The organism is Algoriphagus sp. Y33 (genome assembly GCF_014838715.1).
GTDB lineage: Bacteria > Bacteroidota > Bacteroidia > Cytophagales > Cyclobacteriaceae > Algoriphagus.
This window is the reverse complement of the sequence record NZ_CP061947.1, coordinates 209,812-228,893: the sequence shown is the minus strand read 5'-3', so window position 1 is coordinate 228,893 and position 19,082 is coordinate 209,812. Positions and strand designations below refer to the sequence as shown.

12 protein-coding genes are annotated in these 19,082 nt (G+C 43.0%); 1 reads left to right on the top strand and 11 read right to left on the bottom strand.

Annotation, left to right across the window (positions count from 1 at the left end; all coding sequences use genetic code 11):
• Positions 1-340: 340 nt before the first annotated feature.
• The 10 genes from ID165_RS00930 to ID165_RS00890 all read right to left on the bottom strand — a co-directional run bounded on the left by ID165_RS00930 (position 341) and on the right by ID165_RS00890 (position 15,401).
• Positions 341-2,047 carry a glycoside hydrolase family protein gene (locus ID165_RS00930; protein WP_225586927.1) on the bottom strand — a complete coding sequence of 569 codons (1,707 nt, stop codon included), beginning with the start codon at positions 2,045-2,047 and terminating at the stop codon, positions 341-343.
• 75 nt (positions 2,048-2,122) lie between these two features.
• Entirely contained in the window at positions 2,123-2,257 is a 135-nt protein-coding gene (locus tag ID165_RS26840; protein WP_255505113.1) for a hypothetical protein, read from the bottom strand.
• Positions 2,258-2,319: 62 nt separating this feature from the next.
• Positions 2,320-2,751 (bottom strand): pyridoxamine 5'-phosphate oxidase family protein, encoded by a 432-nt coding sequence (locus ID165_RS00925; protein WP_192348539.1) that lies wholly within the window; start codon positions 2,749-2,751, stop codon positions 2,320-2,322.
• A gap of 106 nt (positions 2,752-2,857) precedes the next feature.
• Positions 2,858-3,877 carry a zinc-binding alcohol dehydrogenase family protein gene (locus ID165_RS00920; RefSeq protein ID WP_192348538.1) on the bottom strand — a complete coding sequence of 340 codons (1,020 nt, stop codon included), beginning with the start codon at positions 3,875-3,877 and terminating at the stop codon, positions 2,858-2,860.
• 106 nt (positions 3,878-3,983) lie between these two features.
• Positions 3,984-4,808 carry an SDR family oxidoreductase gene (locus tag ID165_RS00915; RefSeq protein WP_192348537.1) on the bottom strand — a complete coding sequence of 275 codons (825 nt, stop codon included), beginning with the start codon at positions 4,806-4,808 and terminating at the stop codon, positions 3,984-3,986.
• A 96-nt stretch (positions 4,809-4,904) separates the two neighbouring features.
• The gene (locus ID165_RS00910) at positions 4,905-6,821 is read right to left on the bottom strand and encodes an esterase family protein (protein WP_192348536.1); all 1,917 of its coding nucleotides are present in this window, start codon (positions 6,819-6,821) and stop codon (positions 4,905-4,907) included.
• 205 nt (positions 6,822-7,026) lie between these two features.
• The gene (locus ID165_RS00905; RefSeq protein ID WP_192348535.1) at positions 7,027-7,986 is read right to left on the bottom strand and encodes a ThuA domain-containing protein; all 960 of its coding nucleotides are present in this window, start codon (positions 7,984-7,986) and stop codon (positions 7,027-7,029) included.
• Positions 7,987-8,015: 29 nt separating this feature from the next.
• Positions 8,016-10,469, bottom strand: coding sequence for a glycoside hydrolase N-terminal domain-containing protein (locus ID165_RS00900; RefSeq protein ID WP_192348534.1), 2,454 nt, complete (start codon positions 10,467-10,469; stop codon positions 8,016-8,018).
• Between the two features lie 139 nt (positions 10,470-10,608).
• Positions 10,609-12,300, bottom strand: coding sequence for a RagB/SusD family nutrient uptake outer membrane protein (locus ID165_RS00895; protein ID WP_192348533.1), 1,692 nt, complete (start codon positions 12,298-12,300; stop codon positions 10,609-10,611).
• A gap of 11 nt (positions 12,301-12,311) precedes the next feature.
• Entirely contained in the window at positions 12,312-15,401 is a 3,090-nt protein-coding gene (locus ID165_RS00890) for a TonB-dependent receptor (RefSeq protein WP_225586926.1), read from the bottom strand.
• Positions 15,402-16,022: 621 nt separating this feature from the next.
• On the opposite strand from ID165_RS00890, the gene ID165_RS00885 reads away from it, so the two are divergent.
• Positions 16,023-17,042 (top strand): LacI family DNA-binding transcriptional regulator, encoded by a 1,020-nt coding sequence (locus ID165_RS00885; protein ID WP_192348532.1) that lies wholly within the window; start codon positions 16,023-16,025, stop codon positions 17,040-17,042.
• Positions 17,043-17,397: 355 nt separating this feature from the next.
• Here the strand turns inward: ID165_RS00885 and ID165_RS00880 are convergent, their stop codons facing one another.
• Complete coding sequence (locus ID165_RS00880) at positions 17,398-18,489, bottom strand: glycosyltransferase (protein WP_192348531.1); 1,092 nt, start codon at positions 18,487-18,489, stop codon at positions 17,398-17,400.
• Positions 18,490-19,082: the final 593 nt, after the last annotated feature.

Sequence of the window (19,082 nt, the reverse complement as noted above, 5' to 3'; positions counted from 1 at the left end):
GATCCCAATAACACGCTTTGGGGGAGGTACGTTATGTGTTCAATAAGGTATAGGTATGTATTTATACCATAGAATTAAGTATTGTTTAGGTTCAGATAGAATCAAAAAAGTCTCTGGGTAGTTTTAACCAAAAAATGTCATTTCGCTTCCTTTCAGATTGACACAAGATTGTCAAGGCACGTATCTATAGCATCCTGAACGTGACGCTATAGATGAGGGCGTTGGCCAAGAAAACCAAAATAATGCATAACTACTGAAAACAAACTCAAAAGTCAGTAACTCCAATCCATACGGTCATATAAGAAGCCGGGATTCCCCATCCAATGACTTTAGAATCCACTTACTGCCTAATCTCATCTATTTCAGCATATCCGACCGAATTGTTGTCATTGGTATTTTTCAATGCTTCCAATACCCCACTGAAAACCTCCTCTCCGTCAGTTGAGAAAACAGTTAGCACAAAGCTCAATTCTTCACCGGGAACAATTTCAGCAGAGTTGGCCGGAATCTTAAACTTACTTTCGGCAGATTGAAAAGGCTGCAAGTCCGGAAGTTTAACGGTCTGGCTAAGCAGAGTTTCTCCGTTTTTGATCAGCTGCAAGGCCAACTTGGCATTTTTGGATTTAACCTGTCCGAAATTCTCCACGCGGGTGATGATATCGCCCGAAGATAAAAATAATTCCGGCTTTCCGGCGGATAGAATGGCAGTAGTATACTCTACCCCCGGCAGTCTGGAAAAGCCAAAAACCGGTTTACCGCTCAGATCCTTTCCTAAAAGTTTTCCGGCGAAGTTATCTTTGGTAAAACCGTTTCCTACCCCGCTGAAAACCACCTCTACATCCGAACCCTTAGCTCGGAAGTCAGTAACTACAGCTCCCCTGCCGAAATTCACTTCCTCCGATGCTCCAAACCTCAGACTAGTAAAGTCCAACTCAGTAATGGGATCAAATCCCTTTTCTGCTTTTATTAAAACTTTTATCTGCTTGGTGCTGAAGGTGATGGCTTTTTTATTCAGCACCTCTAGCTGCATCCCTACTTTCAATGGTATCCCGATGTTTTTGGAACTGTGCCTGTCATTTGACTTATCCTCAGCCTTCAGCGTATCGATCACGGCAAAATTGGCCTGAGTTGCCCTGCCCAGGTCATCCTGAAAAATCTTGATCCGCTCATACTTAAACCAGTCTTCCACGGTTCCGTCTTCGTATTTTGCAATCCCGGGCATATAAGCCTCACCGGGATCAGTTTTCCAATGGACACCGTCCTTTGATCTCAGGTAAAATGCTATTCTGCCTAGCCAATCATTGACGATTAAGTGGTATTGGACATTGTCTTTCCATACTACAGGATCTTCAAACCGCCCATCTACCGGAGGATAAATCCTACTATTCGACACCTGATTATAGGTGTCCAAGCCATCCTTGCTGAACCAAACCCCACCTCCACGGCAGACCATCAAATAAGAACCATCTTCCCTTTTGGCAAAGGTCAGGTTGGACAATCCTTCAATAATGGGCCTATCTCTTGGGTCAAAATCAAATTGTCCGTATTCCCATGGCCCGTTTAAGGATGCGGAACGGTAATACCCATCAATGACATAAATAACATATTCTCCCGATTCAGTTTTAAAGATTTCCGGATTATGGCCTTTTCCGATTTCACCCACAACTCTGAACGGCCCCATCTGTGAGTCCGAAACCGCATGTACCACAATGGAATTGGGCCATTCCCAATGCCCTTTTGGAGTATCCTCTCTCCATCGGCATACATACATATGATATTTTCCATCCTCTCCCGGTATGATTTTACCTCCCCAATAAGACCACTCACCATCCTCTATACCGTTGTCAGTATACCTTGGCAGTACGCCTTCCGTGCCCCATGTGTCGGAAGTCAAATTTCCTATCGGGGGAATCGGCAGAAACAGATCCATAAACTTTCCGCCTTTCACCAACCCCTTCCATTCTTCAGGCCTTTGTCTTTCTTCGGTTTGACCAAAGGTGAATCCCGCTATACACAGGAAAATCATACATGATAAAAGGCCCTTCATTAATTCTAGTTTAGTTGACAGGATATTACAAGTTAATAGGTTAAAAAAAAGCAACTACCGTCACTGTATTCAATATCAATACAGATTGGTTTTTTCATCATCTCTAATCATATCATCCAATTCTTGGTAGGTGATATCAAGTTTTCCATGATCCACCAAGGCAGTGGCCAAGGATGGAACAGCACGTTCTTGAGTGTCATCAATGTTCATCCAGAGGTTGGATCTGATAATGCATTTAGCACAATGCATAAATACCTCTTTTACCTCCACAATTATTGCAAATGAAGGTTTTTCCCCTGACAAGACAATAGGTCCAAAACCCTTTCATCAGTTACTATTTTGGCTTCCCCGTTCACTCTCAGGGTTTCTTTAATTCCCGGAATCAAGAAAATCAACCCTAAATTTGGGTTTTGAATGATGTTGGTTAATGTATCTGCTTTACGGTTTCCGGGCCTATCCGGGATCGCAAGGACTTTATCACTTAGTATTTTCACGAATCCTGCCGGATCACCTTTTGGAGAAACATCAAAATTACCATTCAAGTCAGCTGTTGCGATGGTAATGAAGGGTGATTTTTCAATAAAACTCTTGCAGTGACCAACGATATAATCTATCGTTTTCCGGGTCACTATCTCGCTGGGATGTCCCATTATTTCGCGGAGTTCTTCCTCAGTTGTAATACTATTTTCGAATGTCCATTCCATAGGTTTATAGGTTATTAACAGTTACTTTATTTTCTAGAAGTAAACGCTTAAAGACGTTTCTATTTGACAATATCAACTTAACAGTCCTACAATTAATACAAAATGGTTACAACTCCACTATAGCTTTGATCACCTTTGATTCAGGCTGGAGCAGTGATTCAAAACGCATTGGCAACTCCCCAAAAGGCACACGATGTGAAATCCAGTGGTCGGTAGCAACCTTGCCTGCTTCCATCAAGGAAATAATCTCTTCGAAGTCTGCTCCCAATGCGTTTCTGCTGGCAAGAAGCGTGATTTCCTTTCTGTGAAACAGGGGATCAAAAAATGTAAAATCGCCTTGGTAAAGTCCGATAAAAACAATTCTTCCACCGAAAGCCACATAGTCCAACGTGTTTTTCATAGAGTACTCATTTCCGGTAGCATCCATTACCACTGTAGGCAAATCCCCATCAAAAAGCTCCCTAAGTTGTTCCTTCACAGTATCGGAGGTGGCATTTACAGTGCCTACAAGATCCAAATTCTGCAAACAGAACTGAAGTCTATCTTCATTGATATCCAAAGCTACTACTTTAGCATTCCTGATCGTGGCGAATTGCATGGTAGCCAAACCTATGGGACCGGCTCCTATCACCAAGACCTTGTCTTCAGGCTGGATAGACGCCCTGCTCACCGCATGAAACCCTATTCCCAACGGTTCAATCAGAGCCAATTGATCGTAGGTAAGTTTTGTTGAGGTATGGAGATACCGGGCAGGCACTTTGATAAACTCGCGCATACCTCCATCCTGATGCACTCCGAACACAGAAATAAATTCTCCGCAGTTTGTTTTACCCAGTTTCACGGCCTGATCTTCTTTGAAATTAAAATAGGGCTCAAGGGCACATTTATCCCCTACTTTCACCTGGGATACCTTGCTGCCAATTTCAATAACTTCCAGTCCAAGCTCATGTCCCAATATTCTTGGATAGGAGAAAAATGGTTGTTTGCCCCGAAATGCATGCATGTCCGTTCCGCAAATGCCAATCCTATGGACTTTAAGAAGTACCTCATCCTCCTGTAAATCCCCCTCTACCGTTGTTTCCTTTATCTCCCACTTACCGGGCTCTTTTAATATCAGTGATTTCATCAGATTATACTTATTATTTTAGTTGTGTTTTTAATGATTCTCGAAGGGCAAAGTGATTTGTAGGCAATCAGTTTGCTTTTCTTCAAAAAAGCAATGCTGAGATCAGTTACTTTTCGGCTACTCCATTGATGACTCTAACCTCATCGTGGACAAGCTTTCTGTCCAAATGGACATAGCCACCGTCTATAAAAACAAACTGACCTGTGGTATGGGATGAGCAGTCCGAGGCAAGGAATAACACGGAGTTGGCTATTTCTTCCGGGCTCGTCATTCTTTTGCCTAAAGGAATTTTCGAGACGATCTGCTCCTTTACTCCCTGCGGATCGGGAAAAGTATCCAGCCAGTCTTGGTAAGCAGGTGTTTCGCTTTCTGCAATGACAACAGCATTTACCCGAATCCCAAACCCAATCAAATCCACCGCCCACTCTCTGGTAAGTGCCAGAACTCCTCCCTTGGCGGCAGCATAGCCTGATGTGCCCCCCTGCCCTGTAAGAGCCACCTTGGATCCGATATTGATAATATTCCCTTTAGACTCTTTCAATTTCGGGAGTGCTAATTTTGTCATCAAGAAGTAACTCGCAAGATTAAGCCGTATGGAATCCATAAACTCTTGATAAGAACTTTCCAGACTTGTCCCGTCATTAATACCTACATTGTTGATGAGAATATCAATTCGGTTATATTTCGAAATAACGGCTTCCACAGCAGTTTTGCAGGTATCCGGATCGGTGACATCCGCCTCAATAAAAAGTGCATCAACTCCGCTATTTTGAAGTTCTTTCTGAACCGCATATCCCCGGCTATTCCTATCGATGATTACAGGTATCGCTCCTTCCGATACAATATGCCGTACGATAATTTCGCCAATGCTGCCCTTTTTACCGGCTCCGCCTACTACTAACACGATCTTATTAGATAAGTGTAAATCCATACTATTATTTTGTTCTTATTTTAACATGTTTCAACTTTGGGAGGGTTTATCGTAACCGAACATGTTGATTCTAAAATATTTAGACTTACAGAAAGTCTAAAACAATTTTTGGGAAAAGTTATATAAATTATTTCTCCATACGGGCCAGGTATGCCCTCCGGGATATTCTGAGTAGGTGTAGTCAATATTCATCTCATCGAATTTTCGCATCATGATTTGACAATTTTCGTAAGCAATATCTTCTTTGCCTCCCATAGCAATCCAGAACATGGTAAGGTCTGAATTGATTTTGTCCGCATTGTCTTTCATAAAAGCATATTGTGTATCTGCAATTTCAGGTAGTCTTGAGGCTATCCATCCGGAACTGAATACTCCAAGATAGGAGAATAGATCAGTGTTGTACACCCCTGCATATAAAGTCTGAATCCCGCCCATGGAAAGACCTGCCAAAGCGCGGTTTTCCGTTCCGGATTTTACTCTATAGTTTTCTTCGATGTACGGAATCAGGCTTGATTTTAATTCAGCCTCAAATTGTTTCAGGCCATTTTCAGTAAAAGCACTTGCGGACATATTCCCATCAGGCATCACCACAAGCATAGGTTTGGCTTTACCTTCCGCAATCAGATTATCCAAAATCAAATCAGTTTTGCCTTGGTTTGCCCAGCCGGTCTCATCCTCTCCCCCGCCATGATAAATATACAGGGCCGGATATTCCTCCATGGTATTGGAATCGTACCCCGGAGGTGTGTAGATAAAGAACTGTCTCCAGGTTCTTAGTACTTTGGAGAAGTAGCGTACTCTCCTCACCTCACCATGCGGGACATCTTTGAGCTCATAGTAACCATCCCCTTTGGATGGCACTTCAATCCCACTGGCCATCCGTCCCATGCCATAAAAAGTATCACTTGACGGATCCGCTACCGCCACTCCATCAATTATGAAAGAGTAATAATGAAAGCCCTCGCTTAGAGGATCTGTGGTAACCTCCCAAACTCCCTCTTCATTTTTCACCATATCGTATTTCTTGCCCAGATCCAATTGCAACTTTTCTGCCTCCGGAGCTTTTAATCTAAATTCAGCCCGGTGATCAGGGAAGATTTGGGGATACTTTGCTGATCGTATGTTGGTAGCAGCAGGTGTTCCCAGAGGACTGTATTGGTTGAATTTGGATTGGTCTACGGGTTTAAACAGGAGTTGGGAATACATGTACAAGCCGTTTTTCCAAACCTTGAAATCATGTCCCCCGGTTTCCAGATAATAAATATGCGGAACATCATTTTCTACCAGATATTTATGTGTCCGGGAGCTAAACCCCAGCAATCCATCCGCATCTCCACAAGAGATCCAAAGCAGGTTCAGCAGTTCTTTCGCCTTTTCCGGATCAGGAATCAACTCCTGTGGCACTCTGGTATTCGGCGCAGAAGAAAATCCGCCTACCCAAGCAAATTTATCAAGGTTGCCCAAACCAAAATTCAGCGATTGTCCACCGCCCATTGACAATCCTGCGATCGCCCGATATTCCCGATCGGTAAGCACTGGATACTCTTTCTCTATAAAAGGAATCAAATCATTCAGCAAATCCTGCTCGAAGGTCGAAAAGGCTTGTACCTTCTCCGGTTCCATGATATTTCCCCCGGCACGGTCATCTTTCATAGCCCGCCCATTTGGCATCACCACAATCATGGGCTCCAGCTTCCCATCCGCATACAAATTGTCTAATATCACATACGGATGACCGCCGTTCAGCCATTCTCTCTCATCTCCACCGATACCATGGAGCAGGTAAAGTACCGGGTACTTTTGTTTCTTGGAATACCCCGGAGGAGTATAGATCAGGGCTTTACGCTCATTCCCCACAGTCTCTGAGGCATAAGTGATGGTATCGATTTTCCCATGGGAAATCCCCTCTCTGGGTTGATCAAAGCCCGCCGGAGCTTCTTTTTCCAGTTGCTGGGCATGGAGATGCCCCCAAAAAAGAAATAATAGGAATAATAGGTTTTTTGAGCGGTTCATATAGGTTTATAGGTTATTGTTCTGATAAAGTTTTGGATAGCCAATCAATTAACGGGCAAAAACCCATTAAGCATGTACAGTCTGTCCATCAAAAAAAACCGGAAAAAGAAAGCTACCTGCGTAAATAGCTATCCTTAGAGAAAAGATAGGCAATTCAAGCCATATTAGATGAGCTGGGGCCAGTTCATCATACGTTCTTCGATAGTTAGTCATAATCAATTGTGGTAAAATCTTCGATTGGTCTTAAACTGGTATTTTCCCCATTGGGAAAATCAGCAGGTATGGAATAGGTTACTTGACCGGTAGCCAACCATTCCGCTGCTCTGATCACGGTGGTTTGGAAACCGGCACACCGATACGCCTCAGGATAGGTTTCCCCATGCCAAAGGTGTCCCATACTTGAATTGTATACTTTTCCTTTGCCGTAGGCTACCACCCATTCTACCGGCCAAATTCTTTTGGTATCCGTGCTGTCATAGGCACAGGACAGCACCGTAATATTTTCTGCATTCCCTCTTGGAAAGCTATACACTTCTGTATTTGCCGTTTTCCATGAGCTCGGGTATCCCTGATTAATCGGATGGGTATTCATTACCTGAATGAGCGCATCAAAACGATCACCATGACTTGTTCCTTTTCCTTCACCGCGTTCATACCTCACCAAATTCATCAGAGAATCCACTTCCAGAGCTACACCCATTTCGGCTGCTCTCCATCCAAGGCCAATCATTTTGTCATACTCACTCCATTGTGGAAATGCATTGTTTGCAGAATGAAGGATGTACAGCCCCCCACCGTTTTTCACATATTCCTCCAGTTTTTCTTGTGCAGGGGTCGGCCAATTCAATCCCAGGTCATGAATATTGTTGGTATTCTGGATCACCACATCATACCCTCCGAAATCAGGGTCCCATAATTTTCGCTCTGTGCTGTCTAAAGGAACGGTGGATACTTCTACGTCAAATCTTCCACTCCCTTCCAATAGCCATTTTATGACCGCAGAAGTTTGCTTCCAATCGTGATTGCTAAAGCCATCAACTATCAATGCCTTGGAAACTCTTTTTTCCTGAGCCAATAACTTCGGGTTGAAAGGTGGAAAAGACGCAATGCTCCATACCAGCAACCCCATGATTAATCTAAAACCTAATGAACTGAAGTTATTCATGTGTTAATAAAATCTGCAATTCCCCCATCCTAGTTTCCCTGTAACGTGATAAGTTCTCCTGCTGAGGTAGAAAGATCATACAAAACCGTTTCTCTGAGCTCTGGAAGTTGTATTGCCGCCTCATCGGATACGATAGGTTCGGAAGTCTCGGGAATAAAGTAGAACTGGTTTGGATTTTCACCTTTTGCGACTTGAGGTGTCTCACCGTCGGCAGCTCTCAGTCCATTCGGTGCACGCAGTCTAAGATTTCCACCAATAGTTGATTTAATCACTACTTTCTCAATTTCCCCATCTTTCCATTTGAGCTCTACTATCTCAAAACCACCTCTGGCACGGATTCCTGTAATACTTCCCCCTGCCCAAACATCCGGTAAAGCCGGAAGCAGATGGATTTCTCCATTGGCACTCTGTACCAGCATTTCGGTGATTCCGGAAGTACAGCCGAAATTTCCATCAATCTGGAACGGTGGATGCGCATCAAAGAGGTTATTGTAAGATCCCCCTCCGCCCTGATTTGTTCCCACCGGAGACAGTTGGTTCTGAATCAATTTGTAGGCATGGTTTCCGTCCAGCATCCTTGCCCACCAATTGACCTTCCAGCCCATGCTCCATCCCGTGGACACATCACCGCGCTGGATTAATGTGTTTTCTGACGCAAATGCCAATTCAGGAGTTCTGTACGGAGAAATCTGATTGGAAGGAAACAAACCATACAAGTGTGAAATGTGGCGATGGTGATCATTCGGATCATCAATATCTTCCAACCACTCCTGAAGCTGTCCGTGTTTTCCGATATGCATCGGAGGTAAGCGATCACGCATCATTCGCAGTGTATCCGTAAATGCGTCTTTTATATCCAGTAATTTTGCCGCATGGATCACCGTGCTGAACGCATCGAATACCAATTGATTGTCCATGGTAGTCCCTGCGTCCAAAGAAGATCCGCCATGGGCTTGGGGTGCATTTTCAGGTGATGTTCCGGGGTTCACCACCAACCACTTATTGTTCGGATGCTCTACAAGGAAATCCACATAGAAGGTCGCCGCTCCCTTTAATACCGGGTAGATTGACTCTAGGTAATCCATGTCTCCGGAATAGAGAAAATGTTCCCAGAGATGCTGGCTGGTCCAGGCTCCTCCTCCACTCCAAATTCCCCAGAATATCGCATCCACAGGTCCGGTGATTCTCCATATATCCGTATTGTGGTGAGCCATCCAGCCGCGGGCACCATACATGACTTTGGCAGTTTCTTCTCCCGCCTCCGCCATTTCGCCAACCATCTTCAAAAATGGCTCATGGAGTTCTGCCAGATTCGCTTTTTCCGCAGGCCAATAATTCATCTGCGCATTGATGTTGATGGTATACTTGCTGTCCCATGGAGGAGACATTTCATGATTCCAGATTCCCTGTAGATTGGCAGGCTGTCCTCCAGGCTGAGATGAAGATATCAATAAGTATCGTCCATACTGGTAGTAAAGGGTAACCAGCTGAGGATCATTGCCGGTTCTGAAATTCTTTAACCGGACATCCGTAGGAAGTTGGTCAGCTTCCGAGTTTCCCAAATCTAAACTTACCCTATTGAAATAGTTTTGGTATTCTGTCAAATGGGTCTTCAACAGCTCAGGAAATGAATGGGCAGATCCTTGTTCCAAAAAGGCTTCTGCACGGGCAGCATCGTCTCCACTCAGGTCCTTGTAATTGTTGAAATTGGTGGCAATAGAAATATAAATAGTTGCTTCATCGGCACCGCTTACCACCAGTGCATTGCCTTCAGCAGCTATTGCTCCTCCTTTGGTCTTGATCTGGGCCAATGCTGTGAATTTGACCTGTCCGGTCACTCCTTCATGGTCTGTAGTGGTTCCGGTCAGTATCAGATTCTTGTCTCCGTTATTGCTGATTGTGGCATTGGGCTGTGGAGTGGTCAGGGAGGAACTGAACGAAATTTTTCCCGGCTCACTTGCTGTCAGTCGAACAGCAATGACCTGATCAGCAAGAGAAGCAATCGCCTCTCTGGTGTAGGTGACCCCATCTACTACATAGCTCACTTTGGAAATAGCCTGCTCTATATCAAGTTCCCTTCGATAATCCGTGAAGTCAGTATGACCTGAAAAGTCAATGAGCAGATTTCCTACAGGCTGAAACTTTTGCCCGTGGGATTTCTTGCTTTGTATGGTTTTGGCAGCGAGTAACTCAGCTTCTTTTTGCTTGCCTTCAAAAATGAGTTTTCGGATTTCCGGCAAAGCATCCAATGCATCAGGATTGTCATTTCTGTTTGGCCCCCCTGACCACACGGTATGCTCATTTAGCCGGATGATCTCCTGATCCACGTTTCCATAGACCATCGCACCAAGTCTTCCATTTCCTATGGGCAACGCATCTGTCCAGACTTCCCCGGCAGGTTGCTTATACCACAGCTTCAGATCATTTTGTGCATATCCTATACTAGTCAGGGATATAAATAGAATTGTAAAAAACTTGTTCATTAATTGTCGTTTTGATCAAAATAAATCAGCCACAGACTTAGTATGCTTTCAAAGTCATGCAACTGATAGGTAAGATAGTCAAATTTATAGAGTAGCACCGGTGACCGAATCTGTCTGGCCACCGGTGAAATTGGGTTACTTAATACCCAGGGTTTTGTTCTATTCCCTCATTTCTCAAAACTTCATTTTGGTCGATGGGCAATAAATACATCTTCTCTTCAAATTGTCGTGCAAGAAGCTGAATGCGAGAATAGGTTTTATCCCCTGTTGTCGGATTTCTGATAATATCCATACCATATATTGGTTCATTCTCAACCGATTCAGCTATTCTCCATCGCCTTACATCCCAATAGCGATGCTCCTCAAACGCCAGCTCAATTCTGCGTTCATTATATAATCTTCTTCTTAACTCCTCGCCGGTGACCGAATCAGGAATCGGAGGCATATTTACCCTTGCTCTTACTTTAGAAAGATATTCCCTACAGGTAGCTTCATCTCCCAATTCAAATTTTGCTTCAGCGTAGTTCAGGTAAATTTCACCCAAACGGAATATAATCCATGGATTGGTGTATGGCTGTTGCCAGCTTAAAGGAACACTTTCATCCGGCATAAACTTTTTAAGAACATAATTTGATCTTGGATTATCACCACTTTGTCTATAGGAGTCAAAGCCCCATGACTCTCCATCCGGAGCTACCCACATTTCAAAAGTATCTCCATGATAAGTAGAACCGTCATGGATAACAGTCGCATCAAAACGAGGATCTCTATTTGCATAAGGATCTTGAGGATTGTATCCAGAGGCAGGATTAATCGTCTTCTCGCCGTTAGGATAGATAAAAGCCGGCTCACCGTTGATCATATCATAATCGTCGACCAGATTTTGGGATGGTCCATTGCTCGCCCACCAACCGCCATAGGCGCCGTAACGTCTGTTAAGATTATCCATGGGCGCAGAATGAAAACTGCCCGGGCTAGAAGAAAATGGCCTTACAAATATCAACTCATTGTTTGCTGTTCCTGTAGGTTGATTGAAAAGACTGGTATAATCAGGGTGCAGCTCATAGCCGGCGTCGAGCAATGCCTCTGCTGCATCAGCCGCCTTTTGCCATTTACCCTGATCACCCGACTCATTGAAAAGTGGGGAAGCAGCATACAACAGCACACGGGAAAGCAAAGCTTGCGCAGCATGCCGGGTAGCTCTCCCAAAATTGGCATCTGAAGCAGCATAACGTGTCTCTAAGTCAGGAATTGCGCTAGTGAGTTCACTTTCAATAAAGGCTACACACTCTTCTAGTGTGCTTCTGACGAAGGTATGATCAGCACCAAGCTCATAACTTTGGGTCACGATGGGTACATCCCCGAATCTTTCCATAAGTAAAAAGTGGATGTATGCACGTAAGAAGTGTGCTTCTGCCACCAGTTTTTCCTTCTCTGCCACCTGAATTTCCGGATCGGCCATTTTATCCAGAAATATATTGATCCTCCTGATGTATTGATATCCGGTATTCCAATAATACAATCCTCCTCCACCGGTCCAATGGGTATCTGCCACGCCACCCACATTATCAGCTCTTAGAGTGCCGGTAGGGATAATTCCAATGTCCCAGTTGATCGCACAATAGGCTTCATCTGTAGCCTTGGAAAGCATATGAATCTTAAATCCATGAAGAATTCCATTATAAAGGGACGTGTGATATGCTCTTATTAGATTTTCATCCCCCCAGACAGCATCTTCAGACACTCTATCCTGCGGTTGCACATCCAGAATATCATCAGAACATCCAACAAGCGCATTCAGCATGAGTAAGTAAATTAATATCTTTTTCATTTTAGCTTAGCTTAAAATTTAACATTCAGACCAATATTCATCGTTCGTAGCTGTGGGTAGTACAGGAACCCTCCACTGGCTTCAGGATCTGCCCATTTGATCTCTTTGGACCAGGTAAGCACATTGAATCCACTTACATAAAATCGGGCATCAGTTAAGCCGATTCTAGAGATGAAGTTATTAGGAAGGGAATAGCCCAATTCCACATTTTTCAATCGGACGAAAGTAGCATCAAACAACCACATGGTGTTTGCCCCCGGTTGGATTGCATCGGCTCTTGGCTTGGTACCGTCAGGATTGTCTACAGTCCATCGGTCAGTGGCGCGTTCTACTGTGGCATTATCAAATGCGGAATTGCCCAAGTCAGGATAACTGTCATCATAATTGTACACATTGGTCTGCCCTTGGAAGAACACGTTCAGGTCAAAATTCCTATAAGTAAAATCGAAGTTTAAGCCAAATACATACTCAGGAGTAGCGGTGTAATCGAACCTGAACTGATCATCGCCATTGATTTCGCCATCATTATTCCTGTCTATTATTTTCACGTCACCCACCTGAGCATTGGAAATATGGGGGTAGCTATCCAATTCTTCCTGGGTATTGAATATCCCATCAGCTTGGTAATATAAGGCGGCTCCAACGGGATGACCTGTTAGGTTCCTATCAGCTACAGCATTGGGCACCTCGTCCATAAACTGGATTTCACTTCTGGCAAAAGCTACATTTCCAGCAATTCTGTAATCAAGTTCACCCAGCGATCTTTTATGATTGAGTAACAGCTCAAATCCTTTGTTCCTTACCCTTCCAATATTTTCATCAGGTAATCCGGGGTAGCCATATACATTGCTTACCGACACGTTTCTTGTGGCGAGTATATCGGATCGCTGTTCGTTGAAAACAATAAATTCAAAGCCCAAACCACCCTGCCAGAATACACCCTCCAGACCTAAGTCAATTTTTTCGCTAGTTTCCCAGGTAATGTTTGGATTAGGCAATACGCCAGGAGTCACACCCGGAGACACATTCCCTCCAAAGTAATAGTTGTTGCCAAAAGTGAAGGCCTGAAGATGCTGATAGGCATCGACAAAATCATTCCCTATTTTACCGTAAGACCCTCTAATTTTCAACTGGTTGACAAAATCCAAATTAGCCATAAATGGCTCCTCTGATAACCTCCAGCCTGCAGAAACGCCCGGGAAAAAGCCATACCGGCTTTCTTTCGGAAACTTCTGGGATCCATCGTAGCGAAACAAAAATTCCAACAAATACTTTCCGTCAAAATCGTAATTAAGACGTCCAAAATAGTTGTTATATCCACCGATTCGCGTGGACCCTCCGGTGTTCATGTCATTGGTATCACTACTGCCGGCATCTATTTGGTCGATTGCCGAGCTGACAAAATTTCTTCGGAAGGCGTACACCCAATTCTCATTGTTCTCCTGTTGTTCAGTGCCCAGCAAACCTGCCAGGTAATGTTTCCCGATGGTTTTTGAATAATTCAACCGGATATTATACAGCTTGGTTGTCCACTTGGTATTGGTTTGGGACAATTCGGGAGCTGTCACCCCCGTACCCTGACGCAGGTCGTACTCTTCCGTCACAGTATTGAATTCATGGAATGTATAAGGTGTTCTCCACCTTCTTTGCACCTGATTGTTTATATCATAATTAAAACTGGCATCTACCTTTAGCCCTTCCACAAACGGGATTTTGTATGAAGCTGTAAAGGATGTGAAAATAGGTGAGCTCTCTCTGGTAAAATAACCTCTCTGATCCATCAGAAGAGGATTCTCACCCAATCTACCCGGACCGTATAAGCCGTTTGGATACTGAGCTACCAAAGTTGGGTTTGCTTGGTAAATATTTTTGAAGTTCACCCAACTTTCTTCATCGGTAGCGACAGAACCAAAGTTCTGGTCATTCAGCATCGCAGAGAGATTTGCTCCTATTGTAAGATTGTCGGTCAGGTTTACATTTACATTGACCCTCATATTATACTGCCTATACTCAGTTGGATCATTTACCAGATTTCCATTTTGGCTCATTGTCCCAAAAGAGAGGAAATAATTGACATCATCCGAGCCTCCCCTTGCGGACAAATTAATCCTTTGTTGGGTTGAAAAGGGTTTTACAGCTTCATCCACCCAATTGGTATTCGGATACCTTACAGGATCTGATCCATCTGCATATTTTTGGATGGCATCTTGACTGAAAGGTGCTGTCCAGTCTGTTTCGGGTCTTCCTGCCCTATACCATGCCCCCTCATTATACACCTGCGCAAATTCTGCTGCATCAAGCATATCCAGGATTTTCGTTGGCTGCAGAAATGATTGATTCATCGTGAAGTTAAAGACAGGCTTTCCTTTTTTACCGGCTTTGGTAGTCACCAAAATCACACCGTTGGCAGCGCGTGCTCCGTAAATGGCTGCCGAGGCGTCCTTCAAAACAGATATACTTTCAATATCTTCCGGGTTTAGGCGTCCCAATTGACTCCTTGGCACTCCGTCAATAATAATCAGTGGGCTATTATCACCAAAAGTCCCGTTGCCCCGTATCAATATGTTGGGATCGTCTCTTCCAGGTTCTCCTGATCTCTGGCTGATTGTAAGTCCAGGCAACCTGCCCGCCAGTGAATTTGATACATTGGCATTGGGACTTCTTGCCAGTTCCTCACCTTGTATATTGGCAACAGAGCCGGTCAATGTCTCCTTTCTTTGCTCCCCATAGCCTACCACTATCACTTCTCCCAATTGAGTCATATCAGGAGCCAATTCAATGTTGAGAACAGATTGATTTCCTACTTCTACCTCGTGGGGAGTATAGCCAATAAAACTAAATATTAAAACGGCGGACTCGCCTACAGTAATGGAATAACTTCCATCAATATCCGAGACCACACCATTGGAAGTGCCCTTTTCAACGATATTTACTCCCGGTAATATATCACCGCCTTCTTCCTTGACAACGCCGGTAATCTGGGTCTGTGCAAAACTTTGTGTTCCTCCCAATAAAATCAGGAATAACACTAAACAATTTCTGACATGGTATAGATGCATCAAAATGCATCTATACCATGTAATGGTAAGATTTTCTTTCATAGGTTTGGGGTTATTGTTATAATTCTAATTACTTAAGAATTCAATGGCTCTTTAAATAAAGAGCGCACTAAATCCTAGTCCATCAGTCAATAAAAACTAATGGTGTTAACTATAGGTATACCGGTAAATGATATGCTCACATCCTAGCTTATATACAGGATATAATCCATGGCAGTAAATAAAAATCCAGATCTTTATTTATATAATTTTAGATATATATTGATACCAGCACAAGCAAATTCAGATAATTAATTACACAAGCCTTTGCGCAAACCTTTGCGGAACAAGAGGAACTTAACCTACTATAAACTATTCATAAATAAAGCGTTCTGATCCCAAACGGATCAGTATTTGGTCATCCAAGCAGGAAAGACCAAGCTATTCGCCTCTGCTGTATAGAGTAAAATCGGCAACACTCATTGTAAACCATAGTCTATTAAAGCTTTTCACTCAATTCTTGAGCGGGCAAAACAGATCCTATCGACACTTGTTCTATACAACACGTTATAATGCTACGAAATAAGGGAATTGGATTTATCCATGTTAAAAACCTATATTCAGGGACTTATAAAGTTGAAAGAGCATAATACAGACTTAAAGTAACCAGTTAATCAATTCATAATGAGTAGGAAAAGAGTTTCTTTGAAGGACATGGCTAACGAACTGGGAGTTTCAATCTCCACAGTTTCAAGAGCATTGAAAGATCATTATGATATTAGCCCGGAGCTTACAGAAAAAGTAAAAAACTTGGCTAAAGCCTGGAATTACAGACCAAACCCATTCGCTGTTGGATTGCTCAAGCACCGAACAAAAACCATTGGGGTAATAGTCCCTGATATAGTCACCCATTTTTTTTCTTCTATAATCAGTGGCATAGAAAGCGGAGCAAAAGAACAAGGATATCATATAATTATATCTTCTTCTCAGGAGTCCCACATTAAATCCAGAGAAAGTCTACAAAATTTACTGGATTTAAGAGTGGACGGGTTGATCGTTTGCCTTGCTCAGGACACCCATGATTATTCTGATTTTGACCTGATCCAAAGCTCGGAAGTTCCACTGGTGTTCTTTGACAGAGTATGTAGGACAACTGAGTTTTCCTCGGTTGTCATCAACAACATTGAAGCAGCCCGAGACCTCACAGTTCATTTATTTGAAAATGGCTATCGTGCAATTGCCCATATTGCAGGACCCGAAAACATCAATATAAGCAGGGAACGAATAATGGGGTATAAAAAAGGATTGAAGGAATGTGGCTTAACTTTTAAACCTGAGTTTCTAGTACACTGTGATTTGAGTATAGCCCAATCAGCACTCGTAGCAGAGCAATTAATGTCCCAGCCCGAAATCCCCGATGCAATTTTTGGAGTAAACGATACAGTGATATTTTCTGCTATGAAAGTATTAAAAAGCAAGGGATTGAAGGTGCCTCAGGATGTAGGACTGGTTGGTTTTACGGATGAATTTCACGCAACTGTGGTGGAGCCCACCCTTACTGCCATTGCTCATCCGACTTTTGAAATAGGAAGAGAGGCTGTTGGATTACTTTTGGATGAAATCACTTCAACTATACCTAAGCCCGCAAAACAAGTGGTCATGAAAGCAAGGCTGATGGTGAGAGAATCCTCCAATAGAAAATGAATCAGTGCTAACTAACAGCCCTTCTGAAACCAAGTAAAAAAATGGAACAAAACCGCAGAGCTTCATTCCATTTTTCACTTAAATTGAAGTCAACCGGCTTATCACTTGGCAAATAGTAATTTCAATTTCCTTGATTCCATTTTTCGAAAGGAATATTTTATAAATGAAACTCATGAGAACGGACAATTCAAAGCCCAATAAGACTTTTGACAAGCTTACTAGGTTTTAACTGTGAGAACTCACCATGGTGAAACAACAGCATCGGATCCCGCTAAAATTCCTAAAAAGATCATCTTTATCATTTCTGCCAAGGTCTCCATGAATTTTTTAAACAGCAGATGCAATAGTGTTTTGATCAGTACGCCCGAGCTGTAGAGGTTGTACTTTGCACCCCAAAAAGCCCCGCAATGTATCCTTCACATAGTTCATAAGCATTATACTCTGCCATCTCTGCATTAAGTCTAGCTATATTTTTTTTGTATAAACCGTTATTCAATACTTCTTTCACGGCATTACGTATAGCCTCGATATCCGGAGTTTCTGTACCAAGATTTACGCCGTAGTTGAAATAACCTATGCGGCTGCAGATTTCAATTTTACCCTCATGTACGCCTGCAGCTACCATCGGCACCTGGTTATGGATACTTAACAAAGTCCCACCGTAGCCGCCGTTGGTAACGAATACGTGCACAAAGGGCATCACATCATTAAAAGGAATGAAATTTTCAATAATAATATTTTCCGACGCATATTTTTCCCTGAGTTCTTTTGTCCCGTTGCCTGCGGTTGCAACGATGACCAATACGTCGGTATCCTTAAATGCCTGAAGGGTGGGTTCTGTCAGTTTCGTAAAATCCTTTTCAAAAGTACCCTGCGTTACGAGGATAATTTTCTTATATCGTTTAATTCGTTCATCAAACCATGGTTTACGATCTTCATTTTCTGATAAATAAGGAAGCAGCGCACCGATAAATCGTATATTATCACTTAGATCAATACGATTAAATTCAAAGCCTGGTGTACCAATCTGTAGACATAAGGTAGCTTCCCTACACAACAAGTTTGGTAACATCGATCTTTCGATATGAATGTCATAGGACTTAAGAATTTCGTCAAATGTGTCTACTGCCTGTTTGAACATTACATTTACAGCCTGGTCGCGAATTGTGGCATATTCTGCACGTTCCATCTCATTTTTTGCAGGTAATAACCCCAGTTCAGCGCTGTAGCTTTTAAACCCATAACCATCGTAACGGTTTAGTCCAGACTCCATTCCAATCCATAAAAATCCATAACTATCTTTTAAAACAGCGCTGACATTGCTGTTGGAAAGTCCGTCTTTAGTTGTAAGGTGCCGAAATTGATAGGACTGCTGTCCGATCACCCAAATGGAAAGGCTATTAACCACTAATAAAGTACAGAAAACACGGCCTAACAACTTCTTCATAATTAACTAGAACAATTATAGCATGAGGAAATAATATGCCAGCACTGAACGCCGAGGAATTTAGTAAATATCACATCTAGCTCAATCTACCCTGACATACATGCTCATGCACAATTCTCAATACAGACAGTGTGAGGTATAACCAATCCACAGTTTTAACCCAAAATATGCATTAACAATTCTACGCCACGGCGCACAAGTTACTGCAGCCATTAATTGCTTCAAAATCAGCCATTACATTGCTGTTTTCGAGTTCACCATATCCGCCGCGGCGGACTCACTCTCCAAACTGGCTGATTTTCTTGCAATTAATGCCCTTCCCGATTACATCGGGACAGGCTATGACGAAACCTAATGCACAATCCGGGTTTAACATCAGCAAATTCGTCGTGAACGCTGAATCGAAAAGGTACCCAATCTTAGACTTCTAATACTCCTTCACTTTTTGTACAAAGATCCCCACAAAATGCTTTTGCGGAGGTACTTTATGTATTCAATAGGGTACAAGTTTGTCTCCATATAGACAAAATAGTTACTTTTCACTCTGAGTCATCAAAAGAGCGGCACGTTAAAACAGGGCTTTACCTGTTCCG